A 14,363-nucleotide genomic window follows, 5' to 3' on the forward strand; every position below is an offset into this window, starting at 1 on the left:
GTCTCGCGTTCCTCGGCGGTGGCGGCGCGCCGTACGGGGACGCCGGCGGCGAGGCGTTCGCGCTCCCGGGAGACCAGCAGCCACCGGACGTCGGCGGCGTCGGCGTCCGGGGCCGCCGGCGGGTGGACCTCGGCCCAGCCGAGCAGGCCGCCGTCGGGGCGGCGGGCGACGACGGTCCACGCCGGGCGGTCGGCGGCGGCGCGGGCCAGGTCGGGGAGGGGCATGGGCAGTCCGGCGTAGAGCTCCTCGTACCGGCGGGCGTCGGCGTCCGCCGCGTCCTGGCCGTCCTCGTACTCGACCGTGATGCCCATGCGCTGTGCTCTCCCGCTCGTGCCGGGGGTACGGGCCCGGCGGCGCCCACCCTCGAACTATTGTGCTCGATGCGTCGATCGCACCCCTGACCGCATCCGTGAAAGGACCCCCGTGCGCCTCTCCCCCGCCGCCGTGACCGCCGCCCTCCTCGTCCTCGCCCTGCCGGCGGGAGCGGCGACCGCCGCGGAGGCCCCGCCGTCCGGGGTCCGCACCGGCGCCGCGCACGCCGCGCCGGCGGCCCCCGTCCGGATCACCGAGGGCCAGGTGCGCGAGGCCGCCCCGGGCACGCCGCTGCTGTACCCGAGCGTCACCAGCTGCCTGACCGTGACCGTACGGCTGGCGGACGGTGGTCTGGTGGGGGCGCACGCCAGCCTGTTCCAGGTGCCCGGCGAGCTGCGTTCGGACGCGATCCTGCCCGCGCTGCGGGCCCGGGTCGGCCACCGGCCCGTGCGGTCCGTGGAGGTCAAGGGCGCGCTCGGCGCCTGGCACCCGGGCTACCTCACCAAGGCGATCGAGGCGTACGGCCCGGACGAGGAGGTCCCGGTGCCGTCGGTCCCCGACGCCGAGGGGGTGGCACGGGCGGTGGCCCGGGCGCTCGGGCAGCCGCGGGCCGCCGTCACGGTGGCGGACGTGCCGGACGGGGACCTGACCGTCCGGTAACCCCCGGCCGACCTGGCCTCCGGGCCTCCGGTGGGCCCCTGGCCCGGGCCTGGGGGACACTGGGGGCACCGGCCCCTCCCGGGCCGGGGTCCGGGACGCACCGCGTCCCCCGGGCGAGACCCTTCTCACCACGCACGTTCCATACCTCACCCGCTCACGCGGCGATCGCCGCGTGGGCCCCGTGAGCCCCTCGCGACCCAGGTCCCGGGGTGTGCCGCCGGCCGTCCGGGGCAGACGCCGGGACGTCCGGCCGGGGGCGCGGGGTTTCCGGCCGAGCTGTCCGGGAGGTGCGTCATGGCGACGGTCGAACAACGTTCCGACGGCGCGGGGGGTGGTACGGGGACGGTCACCACGTCGGTCCCGGCGCGGCTGGACCGGCTGCCGTGGTCGCGGTGGCACTGGATGGTGGTGATCGGCCTCGGCACGGTGTGGATACTCGACGGCCTGGAAGTGACCGTCGTCGGCAACATCGCGTCCCGGCTGTCCGAGCACGGCAGCGGGCTCGACATCTCCTCCGCCCAGGTGACCGGCCTCGCCGCGGCGTTGTACGTGGCGGGCGCCTGCGTGGGCGCCCTCTTCTTCGGCTGGCTGACCGACCGGCTGGGCCGCAAAAGGCTCTTCATGCTGACGCTCGCGGTGTACCTGGCCGCGACCGCGCTGACCGGGCTGGCCGTCGACTCCTGGTGGTTCTTCCTGTTCCGCTTCCTCACCGGCTGCGGCATCGGCGGTGAGTACGCGGCCATCAACTCGGCCGTGGACGAGCTGATACCGGCTCCGTACCGGGGCCGCGTCGACCTCATCATCAACGGCAGCTTCTGGATCGGGGCCGTGGGCGGGTCACTGCTGTCGGTCCTGATGCTCGACACCGCCCTGTTCCCGGCGTGGCTCGGCTGGCGGCTCACGTTCGGTCTCGGCGTGGTCCTGGGGCTGGTGATCCTGCTGGTCCGGCGGAACGTCCCCGAGTCGCCGCGCTGGCTGTTCATCCACGGCCGCGGCGAGGAGGCGGAGGAGCTGGTCGACTCCATCGAGCGGCAGGTCGCCGCCGACACGGGCCGCCCCTGCGAGCCGGTGGACCGGAAGATCACCATCCACCGGCGCGGCAGCGTCGGCTTCCTGACCATCGCGCGGACGGTCTTCCGCGACTACCCCCGCCGTTCGGCGCTGGGGCTGGCCCTCTTCATCGGCCAGGCGTTCCTGTACAACGCGATCACCTTCGGGTTCGGGTCGATCCTCACCGACTTCTTCTCGGTGCCCTCCGGTCACACGGGGTACTACTTCGCGGTCATCGCCTTCGTGAACTTCCTCGGCCCGCTGCTGCTGGGGCGCCTCTTCGACACCGTCGGCCGGCGGCCGATGATCACGGGGACGTACGTGCTGAGCGGGCTGCTGCTGTTCGGCACCGCCTGGCTGTTCGGCCGGGGCTCGCTGACGGCGGCCACGATGACGGCCTGCTGGTGCGCGGTGCTCTTCTTCGCCTCGGCGGGCGCCAGCAGCGCCTACCTGACGGTGAGTGAGATCTTCCCGATGGAGACGCGCGCGCTGGCCATCGCCTTCTTCTACGCGATCGGTACGGCCGCCGGCGGCATCACGGGTCCGCTGCTGTTCGCCAAGCTGACCGGCTCGGGCGTGGTCGGCGACACCGTGCTGGCGTTTCAGATCGGCGCCGCGCTGATGACGGCGGCGGGCGTGGTGGCGGGCTTCCTCGCGCTGCCCGCCGAACGCCGGTCGCTGGAGGACATCGCCACCCCGCTGACGGCCGCCCGCGCGGACACCGGCACCCCGACCGGCACGCCCTGACGCCCCCTCAGGGCCGGTGACCGCAGCGGCCCGCCACTTCTGACGCGAGGCCCGCACGCACATCACCGCGTGCGGGCCTTTCGCATGCCCTCGCCGCCCTCGCGCCCTTCCTCCCGGCCCGAATCCGGTTTCGAGAGTGAGATCACTTCCAGAACACTTGTTTTGACATGCGCACGCCGCCATTGTGTTGCCCGGCACTCACCCCCCGGACACCCGGTGCCACCAGCCTGATCCGCGATTCCCTCACCCACCCCATCGGGAGCGTCACGCATGCGTCTCTACGCGCGTCGAATATCCGTCACCGCCGGCCTCGCCGCCCTGGCCGGCGCGATCGTCCTCAACGGGCCGAGCGCCCAGGCCGCGCCGCCCGCCCCGGCGGACGCCGCCACCGCGCGTTCCTACGTGGACGCGCTGACCGTCCGGCCCGAGGGAACCCTCGACGGTTACAGCCGGGCGCAGTTCCCGCACTGGATCACCCAGCACGGGCAGTGCAACACCCGCGAGGTCGTCCTCCAGCGCGACGGCCAGGACGTCGAGCAGGACGCCAAGTGCGCCGCCGTCGAGGGCACCTGGTACTCCCCCTACGACGGTGCCACCTGGCACGACGCCGCGGACATCGACATCGACCACGTCGTCCCGCTCGCCGAGGCGTGGCGCTCCGGGGCCGACAAGTGGACCAAGGCCGACCGGCAGAAGTACGCCAACGACCTGACGCGCTCCCAGCTCATCGCCGTGACCGACCGCGTCAACCAGGCCAAGGGCGACAAGGACCCGGCGAAGTGGATGCCGTCGCGGGCCGACTACGCCTGTACGTACGTGCGCATGTGGGTGACCGTCAAGCACGACTACAAGCTCACCGTGGACAGCGCCGAGAAGAACAAGCTGGCGGCGGTCCTCAAGGGCTGCTGACGCCCCCACGCCGCACGCGGGCCCGTCCCCCTACCCCGGGGGCGGGCCCGCGACCGTCCGGGCGATGTCGAGGGTGAGCCGCTGCCAGGGGTCGCGCGGGTCGCGGCCGGTCAGTTCGCGGACGCGGCGCAGCCGGTAGCGCAGGGACTGCGGGTGCAGCCGGAGGCCCCGGGCGGCGGCCGTGGCGGAGCCCGTGTCGAGGTAGGCGGTCAGGGCCTCCAGCAGGTGCCGCTGGGCGGGCCGGGCGAGCGGGCCGAGGACCAGCCGTCCGATGTGCTCCGCGTCCGTGGCCGGGTGTCCGGCGAGCAGCGCGAGGACGTGCGCGTCGGCGTCGGTGAGGACGCGCCCTGGGCGGTGGGCGTGCTCCGGCGCGGTGGCGAGGGCGCCGGTGGCGAGGCGGTGGGCGACGGCGATGCGGTCCAGGCCCTCGCCGGTGATCGCGCAGCCGCGCAGACCGCGTTCCCGCAGTACGCGGGGGGCCGCCGCGGCGGCGTCCGCGGGGAGCAGCAGCACCGCCCGCGGGCCCTGGGCCGTGGCCAGTGGCGTTCCGACGGCCGGGCCGGTGAGCAGGGTGAGCAGCTCCGCCGGGTCCGCCGGGCGGTCGTCGGGGCCCGGTCCGGCGACCAGCAGGCAGTAGGGGTACGGCAGTTCGACGCCGAGGCGGGCCGCCCGGTCGGTCACCGCGCCGACGGAGGCGTGCCGGCCGGCGATCAGGTCGTCCAGCAGCAGGCGGAGCGCCTGCGCGCGGTCGCCGGCCAGCCGGTCGCTGGTGGCGGTGTAGGAGCCGGCCATCACCTCGCACAGGGTGTCGAGGGTGGTGAGGAGCTGCCGGGTGAGGGCGAACGCGTCGGCGGCGGCGGACGGGTCGGCCCGGCCCGCGATCTCGTCCACCAGCACGGCGGCGGCGACCCGGTAGGCCCGCAGTACGGCCGGCAGCGGGCGGCCGTCGGCCGCCCGGGCCGCCGCGATGCCGCGGAAGCGCCGCAGGTCGGCCGGGCCGATGTCGCCGTCGACGGCCCACAGGTGCAGGAAGCGCTCCAGCGCCCAGGCCGCTATGGCCCGGACCTCCCCGCGGCGTCCGTCGTCGAGGTCCGCGTAGGCGGGGACCCGTTGGTGCACCGCGTCGACGACGGCCTCGACGACGCGCGGGTCGGCGACCAGCTCCCGGCGGATCCGCTCGCGTTCGTTCGTCACCCCGTGATGGTCGCAGTACTCACCCCGTGCGCACCACCGTGGACGGCACACGTCACCGCCGTGAGGATCGCAGCCGGAACGGAGCGGTTCCACGGACGGGAGGCGGGACGGACCCATGACCACCACGCCGCGCTGGGCGGACTACCAGTACGAGATCTACCTGAACGGGCTGTCGGGCGCGGTGCCCCGGCTGCCCGCCGACCTGAGCCGGCTGGAGGAGCTGGTCGAACGGCGGCTCGGCGCAGGACCCGCGGGGTACGTGATCGGCGCCGCGGGCACCGGGAGCACCGCCCGCGCCAACCGCGCCGCCCTCGACCGGTGGCGGATCGTGCCGCGGATGCTGCGGGACGTGGCCGAACGCGACCTGTCCGTCGAGCTGTTCGGCCGCCGGCTGCCGACGCCGCTCGCGCTGGCGCCGGTCGGCATCCTGAAGATCGCGCACCCGGACGCCGAGCCGGCAGCGGCCCGCGCCGCCGCCGCGCGCGGCGTCCCGTACGTCCTGTCGTCGGCGTCCAGCACCCCCATGGAGCGGGTCGCGGAGGCGATGGGCGACGCCGAGCGGTGGTTCCAGCTGTACTGGCCGAAGGACCGCGAGGTGGCCCGGAGCTTCCTGTCCCGGGCCCGGGCGGCGGGCTACACGGCCCTCTTCGTCACCCTCGACACCCCGCTGCTGTCCTGGCGCCCCCGCGACCTGGACCAGGCGTACCTGCCCTTCCTGCACGGGGTGGGCACGGCCAACTACTTCAGCGACCCGGCGTTCCGGGCGGGGCTGGCCAAGCCCGTGGAGGAGGACCGCGAGGCGGCGGTCCGGCACTTCCTGGGGATGTTCTCGGACGCCGGGAAGACCTGGCCCGACCTGGCGTTCCTCCGCGAGCACTGGGACGGCCCGATCGTCCTGAAGGGTGTGCTGCACCCGGACGACGCGCGGGCCGCCGCCGACGCGGGCATGGACGGCGTCGTCGTCTCCAACCACGGCGGCCGGCAGGTGGCGGGCGCGGTGGCCGCCGCCGACGCGCTGCCCGGCGTGGTGGCGGCGGCCGGCGACCGGCTGACGGTGCTGTTCGACAGCGGGGTGCGGACGGGCGACGACGTGTTCAAGGCCCTCGCGCTGGGGGCGCGGGCGGTGCTGCTGGGCCGGCCGTACGTGTACGGGCTGGCCCTCGACGGGCAGGCGGGCGTCGACCACGTCATCCGGTGCCTGCTCGCCGAACTCGACCTCACCCTGGCCCTGTCCGGGCACGCGGACCCCGCCTCGCCGGGCCCCTCCGACCTGATACGGGAGGCGCTGTGAGCGAGCCGAGGAACGTCCTCGCTATCGTCTCCCCGCACGTCGGCGGCCGGACCGCCGGTGCCGCCCTCGCCGGCCTCTTCCCGGACCGGGCCCGGGTCACCGTCGTGGAGACGGCCGACGAGGACCCGGCCGCGCTGCGCGAGGCACACGTCGTCATCACCGGCCTCGGACCGGTGACGGCGGCGCACTTCGCCGCCGCGCCCGCCCTGGAGCTCGTCCAGTGCGCCAGCCACGGCTACGACTACGTGGACCTGGACGCGGCCCGCGCCCGGTCGGTCCCCGTCTGCACCATCGGCTCCAGCGGGGCGGAGCGGCAGAACGTCGCCGAGCAGACCTTCGCCCTGATGCTGGCCCTGGCCAAGCGGCTGGTACCGGCGCACACCGCGCTGGCCGGGGGCGACTGGGCGCTGCCCCGCCTCCAGTCGTCCATCACCGAGCTGTCCGGCAAGACGCTGGGCATCGTCGGCCTGGGCACCATCGGCACCGAAGTGGCCCGCCGGGCGGCGGCGTTCGACATGAGCATCGTCTACAGCGGCCCGGAGGCGGCCCCACCGGAGACCGAGGCCCGGCTCGGCGCCCGCCGCGTCGAGCTGGAGGAGCTCCTCCGCACCTCCGACTACGTCACCCTGCACGCGCCGCTCACCGACGCCACCCGGCACCTGCTGGACGCCGGGCGGCTGGCCCTCCTCAAGCCCACCGCGTTCGTGGTGAACACGGCCCGTGGCGCCCTGATCGACCAGGAGGCGCTGGCCGACGCGCTGGAGGCGGGCGCCCTGGCCGGTGCCGGGCTCGACGTCTTCGAGCCGGAGCCGCCCCCGGCGTCGCTGCGGCTGCTGCGCGCGCCCAACGTGGTCCTCTCCCCGCACGTGGCGGGCGTCACCCGGGAGACGCTGGTGCGCATCGCGGTCGCCGCCGTGCAGAACGTTCTGGAGCACTTCGAGGGCAAGCCGCCGCGCGACGTGGTCTCCTGAAGTCCCCTTCCATGACCGGAGGTTCCGCCATGCACCGAAGAACGGCCCACCGCGGCCGCTTACACCGCGCCCTGCTGTGCGGCGTCCTGGCGCTGCTGCCCGCGTTCGCGGGCGGCGTCGCCGCGGCACCGTCCGCGACCGCCGGGACCTTGGCGCAGGCGTGCGGCACGGACACCACGGCCCTCGGCCGGCCCGACCGGCCCGTGGCCGGGACGCTGGTGTCGGCCGTCCGCGCCGACGGCAGGACGGAGCAGTTCCAGCAGTTCTACGACACCTCGTCGATGGGCGGGCTGCCCTTCGTCTGGCACCGGTCCCAGGACCGGCCGGGCGGCGCGTACGGCGCCTGGGAGCGGGTGAGCGCGACACCCGTCGGCCCCAAGCTGTACGAGGTGGACACGGCGGAGAACGCCCTCGGCGGGCTGGAGGTCTTCTTCTCCTCCTACGGCGGCTTCTGCCACACGGTGCTGCGCGCGCCCGGCGGTGAGTGGCCCCCGGCGGAAAGCTTCGAGCTGGCGCCGCCTCCGTACCACGGCGGTCTCACCCTCTTCAAGGACCGTGACGGACGGCTGCACACCTTCGCCGCGAGCCGGTCCACCGGCGCGGCCATCGAGATGCGCAGGCAGTACTTGAGCCCCGAGGACGCATGGAGCCAGGTGGGCTCCACGGAACGGGTGCCGGAGAGCGGCGTGGGGCTGAGCGCGCCCTCGTCCGTCACCCAGCTCCCCGACGGCCGGCTACGGCTGGTCGCCCGGGAGTGGAACCGCGACCGCTACTGGACGGTCACCGAGCGGGAACGTTTCCCGGCCTGGGAGCCGTGGCGGCTGTGCGCGGACGCGAGCTGCTCCTGACGGTCTGTCGGGTTCCGGCCGAACTCCTTTGCCCGGGGCTGCCCTTGCATACCGGCACACGGCGGGGGAACCCGGGGCGAAGCGGCGCGCCCGGCCTCCGCCGCGCGGCCCGGGGCGGTGGCGGATACCGGCCGGGGCCCCGTCCCGCGCGGGTAGGCGGCGCCCCCGGCCCGTCCTAGCCTCGCCGTATGGCGATGAACCGTTACCACCGCTTCTACTGCCGGTCGCGGAGATGGGCCCGGACCGTCGAGGAACAGCTGCTGCCCTGGGCGCTGAACGGTGTGCTGCTCGGTTCCGACACCCTGGAGATCGGCCCCGGTTACGGCGCGACGACCGTCGGGCTGCTGCGCCGGGTGGACCGGCTGACGCTCGCCGAGGTGGACCCGGCCGCCGTCGAGCGGCTGCGGCGCCGCTTCGGCGGCCGGGCCGAGGTGGTGCACGCGGACGGCGCCGAACTGCCGCTGCCGGACGGGCGGTTCGACGCGGTCACGTGCTTCACGATGCTCCATCACGTGCCCTCCCCCGAGCGGCAGGACCGGCTGTTCGCGGAGGCGCGCCGGGTGCTGCGGCCGGGCGGGGTGTTCGCGGGCTGCGACGCGCTGGACGGGGGCGCCTTCCGCTTCGTCCACCGGGGCGACACCTGCGTGCCGGTGCCGCCGGACACGCTGGCGGCCCGGCTGCGGGCGGCGGGCTTCGACGAGGCGCAGGTCAGCGCCGGAAAGGGCAGGTTCCGCTTCCGGGCGTTCCCGGGCGGCGCGTGACCCGGCGGGCCGGGCGGGCCCGCCGGCCCGCTACTTCAGCTCGTACTCGCAGGGCTTGCCGCTCTTGCCGTCCTGGTTGTCCGCGACCTTCTTGCCGTCGACGATGATCGAGCACGACGCGGCGCGCAGCATCCCGTCCTCGCCCTGCGACGAGCCGGGGGTGATGGTGACCAGCCGGCCGACCTTGCGCTCCGCGCCCTCGGGCGTGATGGTGGCGGTCTTCTTCCAGGGCAGGGTGACCGTCTGCCCGCCGTTGGTGTCGAGGTAGTAGTAGACCTGCGTCGTCCCCTTGCCCCGCACCTCCAGGGTCACCTGGTGGGACGCCCCCTTGCCGGCGCCCTCCTTCGGCTCGGCCTTCGCGGCCTGCGACGCGGACGTGCCCTTGGCCGCGTCCTTGTCGTCGCTCTTGTCGCTGCCACCGCAACCGGCCAGCAGGGCGGCGGTCGCGACCGTGACGACGGCCATGGCTGTCTTGCGCATGTCTCCTCTTCCGACGGCGAAGGTCCGGGCGGGCGGCCCGGACCGGCCGTCGATCATATGTCCTTACGGCGGGAGACGGCGTCCGCCGGCAGGACCGTCCGTCACAGGTGGCGGCTCAGGCACACCAGGTCGGGCTCGAAGCCCAGCTCCCGCCAGAACCGCTGCTCGGCGCGGTCGCCGACGGGCGACAGAAACCGGACCGTCGCGGCGCCCCGGTCCCGGAGCAGCCCGACGGCCGCCTCCGCGAGGGCCCGTTCGGCACCCCGGGCACGCTGCCCGGGCACGACGTACAGCGCGTCGATCTCGCCGAGGATTCCGGGCAGCAGGCCGTCACCGGCGTCGGTCCGGCCGTTCACGAAGCCGACGATCCGGCCCTCCTCCACTGCCACCAGGCAGAAGGCGTCGCGGTGCCACGCGGACACCGCCAGCATGCGGGACAGGTTCCGGCGGGCGGGCGCGTCGAGCGGACCGCCGTGCTCGGCCTCCCGGCACATCCGGTCCCACAGCGCGCCGACCGCGTCGCCTTCGTCCTCGTGAATCCGCCTGATCTCCATGGGTGTTTCCTTCCGTTCCGTCCGACTGAGGGCACGTGGGAGCGGAAGGACCGGCGGGGCGCGCGGCCGGGCGTGTCGTCTCTAGCGTCAACCTGGCATGGGCTCATGGTCGTTGACTCGGCTGCTGAGAATCAAGAGGTTTCCGCGGACGGTCGGGCGGCGCGGGTCAGCCCTCGCGGAAGCCGTCCCGCAGCAGACCGAAGGCGTGGTCGGCGTCGGCGACCGCCTTGGGGTGGACCTCGTCGGCCGAGCGGCCCGCGACGATGCGTTCCCAGTTGGCCAGGGCGAGCGTCCGCCGCGTGGCGACGAGCTGGCCGGCCAGCAACCGGGCGGTGATCTCCGGCCGTTCGGTCCGCAGCGTCTCGTGGAGCGCCTGGGCCAGGGCCTCTTCCTCGCGCGCCAGGTACTCACCCATCCTGGCCACCAGGGTCGGTGCCGAGCGGAGGAGACCGTGGAAGGCGAGGACCTCCGGGTGGTCGCTGAGGCCCGTGACGGGGTCGCGGGCGTCCAGCCGGGCGCGGAAGTCCCGGTGCAGGACGTCCAGCACGGAGGCGCCGGGCCCACGGCCGCGTACCAGGTCGGCCGCCTCGGTCTGATGGTCGGCGAACCGGTGGACGACCAGATCTTCCTTGGTCGGGAAGTACCGGAACAGCGTCGGCTTCGAGACCTCGGCCTCCGCCGCGATGTCGGCCACCGACACCCCGTCGAACCCGTGCCGGAGGAACAGCCGGATCGCCGTGTCGGAGATGGCCGCCCGCGTCCGCTGCTTCTTGCGCTCCCGCAGGCCCGTGGATCGGTCCATGCCGCCACCCTAACACGCGCTGTTACCAGGGAACTCAACTGACCGAGTCCACTATGTGACCTGGTAACCCACTGCGTCCGTACCAGCGCGGGCACCGGTCGAGGGTGTGGCGGCACCCTGCTCTCACGTGCCCGCCGGCCCGCCCTCCTGGCAGCGCGGGCACCAGTAGGTCGGCCGTTGCCGGCCGGGCTCCCCCTGGTCCGCGAGGCGGACCGGGCCGCCGCAGCGGCGGCAGGGGCGGCCGGCGCGGCCGTAGACCCAGAGGCGGCGGTCGGGGTGGGGGTCGGCGGTGGTGATGCGCGTGGAGCGGTCCTTGTTGACGTCGAGGAGCTTCCGCGCGAGGGCCGGCAGGCGGGCCGGCGACGGCACCCGTCCCATCGGCAGCCAGGGCGAGATCCGCAGCATGTAGCAGAGTTCGGACTTGTAGACGTTGCCGACGCCGGCGAGGTTGCGCTGGTCGAGCAGCGCCTCGCCGACGGCCCGTCCGGGGTCGGCGAGGAGGCGGCGCAGCGCCTCGGCCGCGTCCCAGTCGGGGCCGAGGAGGTCGGGGCCCAGGTGGCCGACGACGGTGGACTCGTCGGCGGTGCGCAGGAGTTCGAGCACGGGGAGGCGGTAGCCGACCGCCGTGTGGAGGTCGTTGGCGAGGACGGCGCGGATCTGGTGCCCGGGGCCGCCGCGCGGCCGTTCGCCGGCGGCGTGGACGCGCCAGGAGCCCTCCATGCCGAGGTGGGAGTGGAGGGTGAGGCCGCCGTCCAGCCGCAGCAGCAGGTGCTTGCCCCGGGACACCGACTCGACGACGCCGCGGCCGCCGAGGTCGGTCGTCGCCAGGGCGGGGACGCGCAGGTCGCAGTGGGTCAGGGTGGTGCCGGCCAGAGCGCGGTGGAGGCGCCGCGCGGTCCGCCAGGCGGTGTCGCCCTCGGGCATGCGGCGCCTCCCACGGCGTACGGTCCCTCAGCTGCGGGACAGCGGTGTCTTCAGGGACACCCGGCCGCTCACCTCCTCCGGCACGGTGTCCTCCACCCAGGATGCGGCCCGGCCCGCCGTGGCGTCACCGGTGGCGGCGAGGTGGGTGAGCCGCTGGGTCACACCCGAGGGGGCGGGGGCGGCCTGCGGGCCCTCGGCGGCGTGCGCGGCGCCGGTCGCGGCGAGGCCGCCGGAGACGAGGAGGAGCGAACCGGCGGCGATGCGCGTCATGATGCGGTTGGTCATGCCGTGCCAACGAGCCACGGGGGACAAACGACACGAACGCCGCCTGGCGGACGTTCCGCCCTCACTCCGCGTATCGGAACTTGTCCGGATTCAGGACGGCGAAGACGGCGTGGATCAGGCCGTCGCGCACGTCGATCAGGACGATCTGGTCGCCGCCGCGCGCGGTCAGCCGGAGCGCGGGCTCGCCGTTGACCTCCAGCCACCGCTGCGCGGTGAACGCGTACTTGGACGTCACCCCCAGCAGCAACGCCGCGGCCTTGTCCCGGCCGAGGACCGGCCGCGTGCCCGCGCTGACCTTGCCGCCGCCGTCGCTCCACACCGTCACGTCGGCGCTCAGCAGGTCCTTCAGACCCGCCAGGTCGCCGCCGGCCGCCGCCTCCAGGAAGCGGGCGAGCAGCCGCTCGTGCTCCTCGCGCGACGGCCGCGGCCGGGGCCGGGCGGCCGTGAGGTGGCCGACGGCGCGGCGGTGGATCTGCCGGCAGGTCGCCGCTGAGGCGCCGACGACCTCGGAGATCTGCTCGTACGGCATCTCGAACGCGTCGCGCAGCACGAACACCGCGCGCTCCGGCGGGGTGAGCCGCTCCATCATGTGGAGGGTGGCGTAGGAGAGGCTGTCGCGCAGCTCCGCCGTGTCCAGCGGGCCGGCGGCGTCCGTGGCGACGGGTTCCGGCAGCCACTCGCCGCGGTACGCCTCGCGGGTGACGCGGGCGGAGCGCAGCTGGTCCAGGGCGAGGCGGGAGACGACCGTCGCGAGGAAGGCGCGCGGGTCGCGGACCGCCTCCCGGTCCGTGCCGGCCCAGCGCAGGTACGCCTCCTGGACCACGTCCTCGGCGTCCCACATGCTGCCCAGCATCCGGTAGGCGATCCCCAGCAGCAGGGGCCGCTGCCCCTCGAACACGTCGTCCATCGTCCCGTGGTTCCCCCGGTCTCCCCGTTCTCCCCGGCTCCCCCGGGGGCGGCGCGGCCAGGATACCGGCCGGTTCGCACGGCCGTACGGGCGCCCGACCCCCGTCGACCAGGGCCTCCCGGCCCCTGGCGGGCCGCCGCCGGGACGCGCAGCGTGGGCGCGGAACGACCCGTGACCCACGGAGGGACTGATGGCGATGGACGCGGCGGAGCTCGGCACCACCGATCTGGAGACGCTGCTGACGGCGGCCGAGGCGGCGCCGTCGATCCACAACTCCCGGCCGTGGGAGATCCGTCCGGTCCCGGGCACGTCCCGGCTGGAGGTGCGCCTGGCCGCGGACCGGTGGCTGCCGGTCGCGGACCCGGCGGGCCGGGCGCGGATGCTGTCCGTCGGGGCGGCGGTCTTCAACCTCCGCGTCGCGGCGGGCCACCTGGGCCGCCGGCCGCGGGTGCGGGCGCTGCCCGACGGCGGGGACCCGGACCTGGCGGCCGTCGTGGACCTCACCGGCCTCCCGCCCGACGGCTCCCGCCACCCGGACCTCTACGACGCCGTCGCCCTGCGCCGCACCACCCGGGCGCCGTTCACCGGACGGCCGGTGCCCGTCCGCACGCTGACGGAACTGGCGTCGGCCGTCCTGCCCGAGGGCGCCCGCCTGTACCTGCCCGGCGTCGTCGCCACCCGCAGGATGCTCGCCCTCACCGCCGAGGCGGAGCGGCGCAACCGCCGGGACAGCGCCCGGGTCCGGGAGAGCCGCGCCTGGGTGCACGCCGGGACCGCCCCCTACGGCATCCCGGCCGCCGCTCTCGGCCCGGTCGACGCGACGGGCCGCATGCCGGTCCGTGACTTCACCGGCGCGGGCCGCGCCCGGCGGGCCCCCGCCGTCCCCTTCGAACGCCACGCCCAGCTCGCCCTGGTCGTCACCGGCCGCGACCGGCCCGCGGACTGGCTCCGGGCCGGCCAGGCCCTCGAACGCGCTCTCCTGCTGGCCACGGCCCGCGGCCTCCACACCTGCCCGCTCCACCAGGCCCTGGAGTGGCCCGACCTCCGCCGGGCCCTCCTGCGCGGCGAGCCCGGCTGCCCGCAGTTCCTCTTCAGGCTGGGGTACGGCCCGCGGGCGGTGCCCCAGCCCCGCCCGGCTGTCTCGGGGGAGACGATCGGACGGGCCGTCTGATGATCAGCCAGCCGTCCACGTGTGGTTGCAGTCCATGCACATGGACGTCTTGGCAAGTGAACGTCTTGCCGTCGCCGGTGTGGATGCTGCATGAACCGCAGTTCGCGCAGCTTGCGGAGTGCATTAGACGGGTGCGCAGTGCGTGCGGGAACCTTGCCATCGGGCTTCCTCCTTGATCACGCGTACTCGTCCGGGCTTCCTCCGTGCTGTTCCTGGGGCCACGCGATCCGGCAGTCAAGGCAGGTGAAGCGCCACTGATATTCCCCAGTCGCCGGGTGCTGCGCCTTGGTCAAGATCACGCTGATGCCATGGCACTTGACGCACAGGACAGGGGACTTCTGCGGCTCGTACGGCCGGTATGCGTCGGCGGTCATGGCGGGCAGTCAACCACTGGGAAACTCCCTTCCATTGGGCTTCACGGGGATGTTGCACCTGACCGGGCGCCTGGTACCCACCCCGGCCGGCGCATCCGTCAGCCGGCCGGGGACGGGGGTCCA

General features: G+C 74.8%; 16 protein-coding genes and 1 pseudogene. 8 read left to right on the forward strand and 9 right to left on the reverse strand.

The window, feature by feature from the left end:
* Nucleotides 1–311 (reverse strand): annotated as a pseudogene (locus JNW98_RS20070) (hypothetical protein); the annotation flags it as partial.
* A gap of 112 nt (nucleotides 312–423) precedes the next feature.
* On the opposite strand from JNW98_RS20070, the gene JNW98_RS20075 reads away from it, so the two are divergent.
* The 3 genes from JNW98_RS20075 to JNW98_RS20085 all read left to right on the forward strand — a co-directional run bounded on the left by JNW98_RS20075 (nucleotide 424) and on the right by JNW98_RS20085 (nucleotide 3,678).
* Nucleotides 424–972, forward strand: coding sequence for a hypothetical protein (locus JNW98_RS20075; RefSeq protein ID WP_223769643.1), 549 nt, complete (start codon nucleotides 424–426; stop codon nucleotides 970–972).
* 294 nt (nucleotides 973–1,266) lie between these two features.
* Nucleotides 1,267–2,769 carry an MFS transporter gene (locus JNW98_RS20080; protein WP_223769644.1) on the forward strand — a complete coding sequence of 501 codons (1,503 nt, stop codon included), beginning with the start codon at nucleotides 1,267–1,269 and terminating at the stop codon, nucleotides 2,767–2,769.
* 270 nt (nucleotides 2,770–3,039) lie between these two features.
* The gene (locus JNW98_RS20085; RefSeq protein ID WP_223769645.1) at nucleotides 3,040–3,678 is read left to right on the forward strand and encodes an HNH endonuclease family protein; all 639 of its coding nucleotides are present in this window, start codon (nucleotides 3,040–3,042) and stop codon (nucleotides 3,676–3,678) included.
* A 30-nt stretch (nucleotides 3,679–3,708) separates the two neighbouring features.
* Here JNW98_RS20085 and JNW98_RS20090 read toward each other — a convergent pair whose 3' ends face one another.
* Nucleotides 3,709–4,872, reverse strand: a complete 1,164-nt coding sequence (locus JNW98_RS20090; protein WP_223769646.1) for a PucR family transcriptional regulator — start codon at nucleotides 4,870–4,872, stop codon at nucleotides 3,709–3,711.
* 115 nt (nucleotides 4,873–4,987) lie between these two features.
* Here JNW98_RS20090 and JNW98_RS20095 point away from each other — a divergent pair, with 115 nt between their 5' ends.
* From JNW98_RS20095 to JNW98_RS20110, 4 genes are all read left to right on the forward strand, one after another.
* Nucleotides 4,988–6,163, forward strand: coding sequence for a lactate 2-monooxygenase (locus JNW98_RS20095; protein ID WP_223769647.1), 1,176 nt, complete (start codon nucleotides 4,988–4,990; stop codon nucleotides 6,161–6,163).
* Nucleotides 6,160–7,134 (forward strand): 2-hydroxyacid dehydrogenase, encoded by a 975-nt coding sequence (locus JNW98_RS20100; RefSeq protein WP_223769648.1) that lies wholly within the window; start codon nucleotides 6,160–6,162, stop codon nucleotides 7,132–7,134. Before JNW98_RS20095 ends, JNW98_RS20100 begins: the two co-directional genes overlap by 4 nt.
* 29 nt (nucleotides 7,135–7,163) lie before the next feature.
* On the forward strand, nucleotides 7,164–7,982 hold the full coding sequence (locus tag JNW98_RS20105) for a PLL family lectin (RefSeq protein WP_223769649.1): 819 nt from the start codon (nucleotides 7,164–7,166) through the stop codon (nucleotides 7,980–7,982).
* Between the two features lie 188 nt (nucleotides 7,983–8,170).
* Nucleotides 8,171–8,743: a class I SAM-dependent methyltransferase gene (locus JNW98_RS20110; RefSeq protein ID WP_223769650.1), complete on the forward strand. Its 573-nt coding sequence runs from the start codon at nucleotides 8,171–8,173 to the stop codon at nucleotides 8,741–8,743.
* Nucleotides 8,744–8,773: 30 nt separating this feature from the next.
* Here the strand turns inward: JNW98_RS20110 and JNW98_RS20115 are convergent, their stop codons facing one another.
* The 6 genes from JNW98_RS20115 to sigJ form a co-directional block, all read right to left on the reverse strand.
* Entirely contained in the window at nucleotides 8,774–9,223 is a 450-nt protein-coding gene (locus tag JNW98_RS20115) for a hypothetical protein (protein ID WP_223769651.1), read from the reverse strand.
* Between the two features lie 101 nt (nucleotides 9,224–9,324).
* On the reverse strand, nucleotides 9,325–9,777 hold the full coding sequence (locus tag JNW98_RS20120) for a GNAT family N-acetyltransferase (protein ID WP_223769652.1): 453 nt from the start codon (nucleotides 9,775–9,777) through the stop codon (nucleotides 9,325–9,327).
* A gap of 166 nt (nucleotides 9,778–9,943) precedes the next feature.
* Nucleotides 9,944–10,579 carry a TetR/AcrR family transcriptional regulator gene (locus tag JNW98_RS20125; protein ID WP_223769653.1) on the reverse strand — a complete coding sequence of 212 codons (636 nt, stop codon included), beginning with the start codon at nucleotides 10,577–10,579 and terminating at the stop codon, nucleotides 9,944–9,946.
* Between the two features lie 123 nt (nucleotides 10,580–10,702).
* Complete coding sequence (locus JNW98_RS20130; protein ID WP_223769654.1) at nucleotides 10,703–11,503, reverse strand: DNA-formamidopyrimidine glycosylase family protein; 801 nt, start codon at nucleotides 11,501–11,503, stop codon at nucleotides 10,703–10,705.
* Between the two features lie 27 nt (nucleotides 11,504–11,530).
* The gene (locus tag JNW98_RS20135; protein ID WP_223769655.1) at nucleotides 11,531–11,788 is read right to left on the reverse strand and encodes a hypothetical protein; all 258 of its coding nucleotides are present in this window, start codon (nucleotides 11,786–11,788) and stop codon (nucleotides 11,531–11,533) included.
* A 61-nt stretch (nucleotides 11,789–11,849) separates the two neighbouring features.
* Nucleotides 11,850–12,695 (reverse strand): RNA polymerase sigma factor SigJ, encoded by an 846-nt coding sequence (gene sigJ, locus JNW98_RS20140; protein ID WP_223769656.1) that lies wholly within the window; start codon nucleotides 12,693–12,695, stop codon nucleotides 11,850–11,852.
* 196 nt (nucleotides 12,696–12,891) lie between these two features.
* On the opposite strand from sigJ, the gene JNW98_RS20145 reads away from it, so the two are divergent.
* On the forward strand, nucleotides 12,892–13,866 hold the full coding sequence (locus tag JNW98_RS20145) for an Acg family FMN-binding oxidoreductase (protein WP_372459284.1): 975 nt from the start codon (nucleotides 12,892–12,894) through the stop codon (nucleotides 13,864–13,866).
* 176 nt (nucleotides 13,867–14,042) lie between these two features.
* On the opposite strand, the gene JNW98_RS20150 is transcribed toward JNW98_RS20145, so the two are convergent.
* A complete protein-coding gene (locus tag JNW98_RS20150) occupies nucleotides 14,043–14,240 on the reverse strand; it encodes a hypothetical protein (protein WP_223769658.1) in 198 nt (65 codons plus the stop codon).
* Between the last annotated feature and the right edge of the window lie 123 nt (nucleotides 14,241–14,363).

It is taken from the genome of Streptomyces huiliensis (assembly GCF_020037025.1).
In the GTDB taxonomy this organism is placed as follows: domain Bacteria; phylum Actinomycetota; class Actinomycetes; order Streptomycetales; family Streptomycetaceae; genus Streptomyces; species Streptomyces huiliensis.

Excerpts from the sequence above, each read along its gene's own strand:
- JNW98_RS20080 (WP_223769644.1), top strand. The coding sequence starts at position 1,267 with ATGGCGACGGTCGAACAACGTTCCGACGGCGCGGGGGGTGGTACGGGG.
- JNW98_RS20085 (WP_223769645.1), top strand. The coding sequence starts at position 3,040 with ATGCGTCTCTACGCGCGTCGAATATCCGTCACCGCCGGCCTCGCCGCC.
- JNW98_RS20095 (WP_223769647.1), top strand. The coding sequence starts at position 4,988 with ATGACCACCACGCCGCGCTGGGCGGACTACCAGTACGAGATCTACCTG.
- JNW98_RS20105 (WP_223769649.1), top strand. The coding sequence starts at position 7,164 with ATGCACCGAAGAACGGCCCACCGCGGCCGCTTACACCGCGCCCTGCTG.
- JNW98_RS20110 (WP_223769650.1), top strand. The coding sequence starts at position 8,171 with ATGGCGATGAACCGTTACCACCGCTTCTACTGCCGGTCGCGGAGATGG.
- JNW98_RS20115 (WP_223769651.1), bottom strand. The coding sequence starts at position 9,223 with ATGCGCAAGACAGCCATGGCCGTCGTCACGGTCGCGACCGCCGCCCTG.
- JNW98_RS20120 (WP_223769652.1), bottom strand. The coding sequence starts at position 9,777 with ATGGAGATCAGGCGGATTCACGAGGACGAAGGCGACGCGGTCGGCGCG.
- JNW98_RS20125 (WP_223769653.1), bottom strand. The coding sequence starts at position 10,579 with ATGGACCGATCCACGGGCCTGCGGGAGCGCAAGAAGCAGCGGACGCGG.
- JNW98_RS20130 (WP_223769654.1), bottom strand. The coding sequence starts at position 11,503 with ATGCCCGAGGGCGACACCGCCTGGCGGACCGCGCGGCGCCTCCACCGC.
- JNW98_RS20135 (WP_223769655.1), bottom strand. The coding sequence starts at position 11,788 with ATGACCAACCGCATCATGACGCGCATCGCCGCCGGTTCGCTCCTCCTC.
- sigJ (WP_223769656.1), bottom strand. The coding sequence starts at position 12,695 with ATGGACGACGTGTTCGAGGGGCAGCGGCCCCTGCTGCTGGGGATCGCC.
- JNW98_RS20145 (WP_372459284.1), top strand. The coding sequence starts at position 12,892 with ATGGACGCGGCGGAGCTCGGCACCACCGATCTGGAGACGCTGCTGACG.
- JNW98_RS20150 (WP_223769658.1), bottom strand. The coding sequence starts at position 14,240 with ATGACCGCCGACGCATACCGGCCGTACGAGCCGCAGAAGTCCCCTGTC.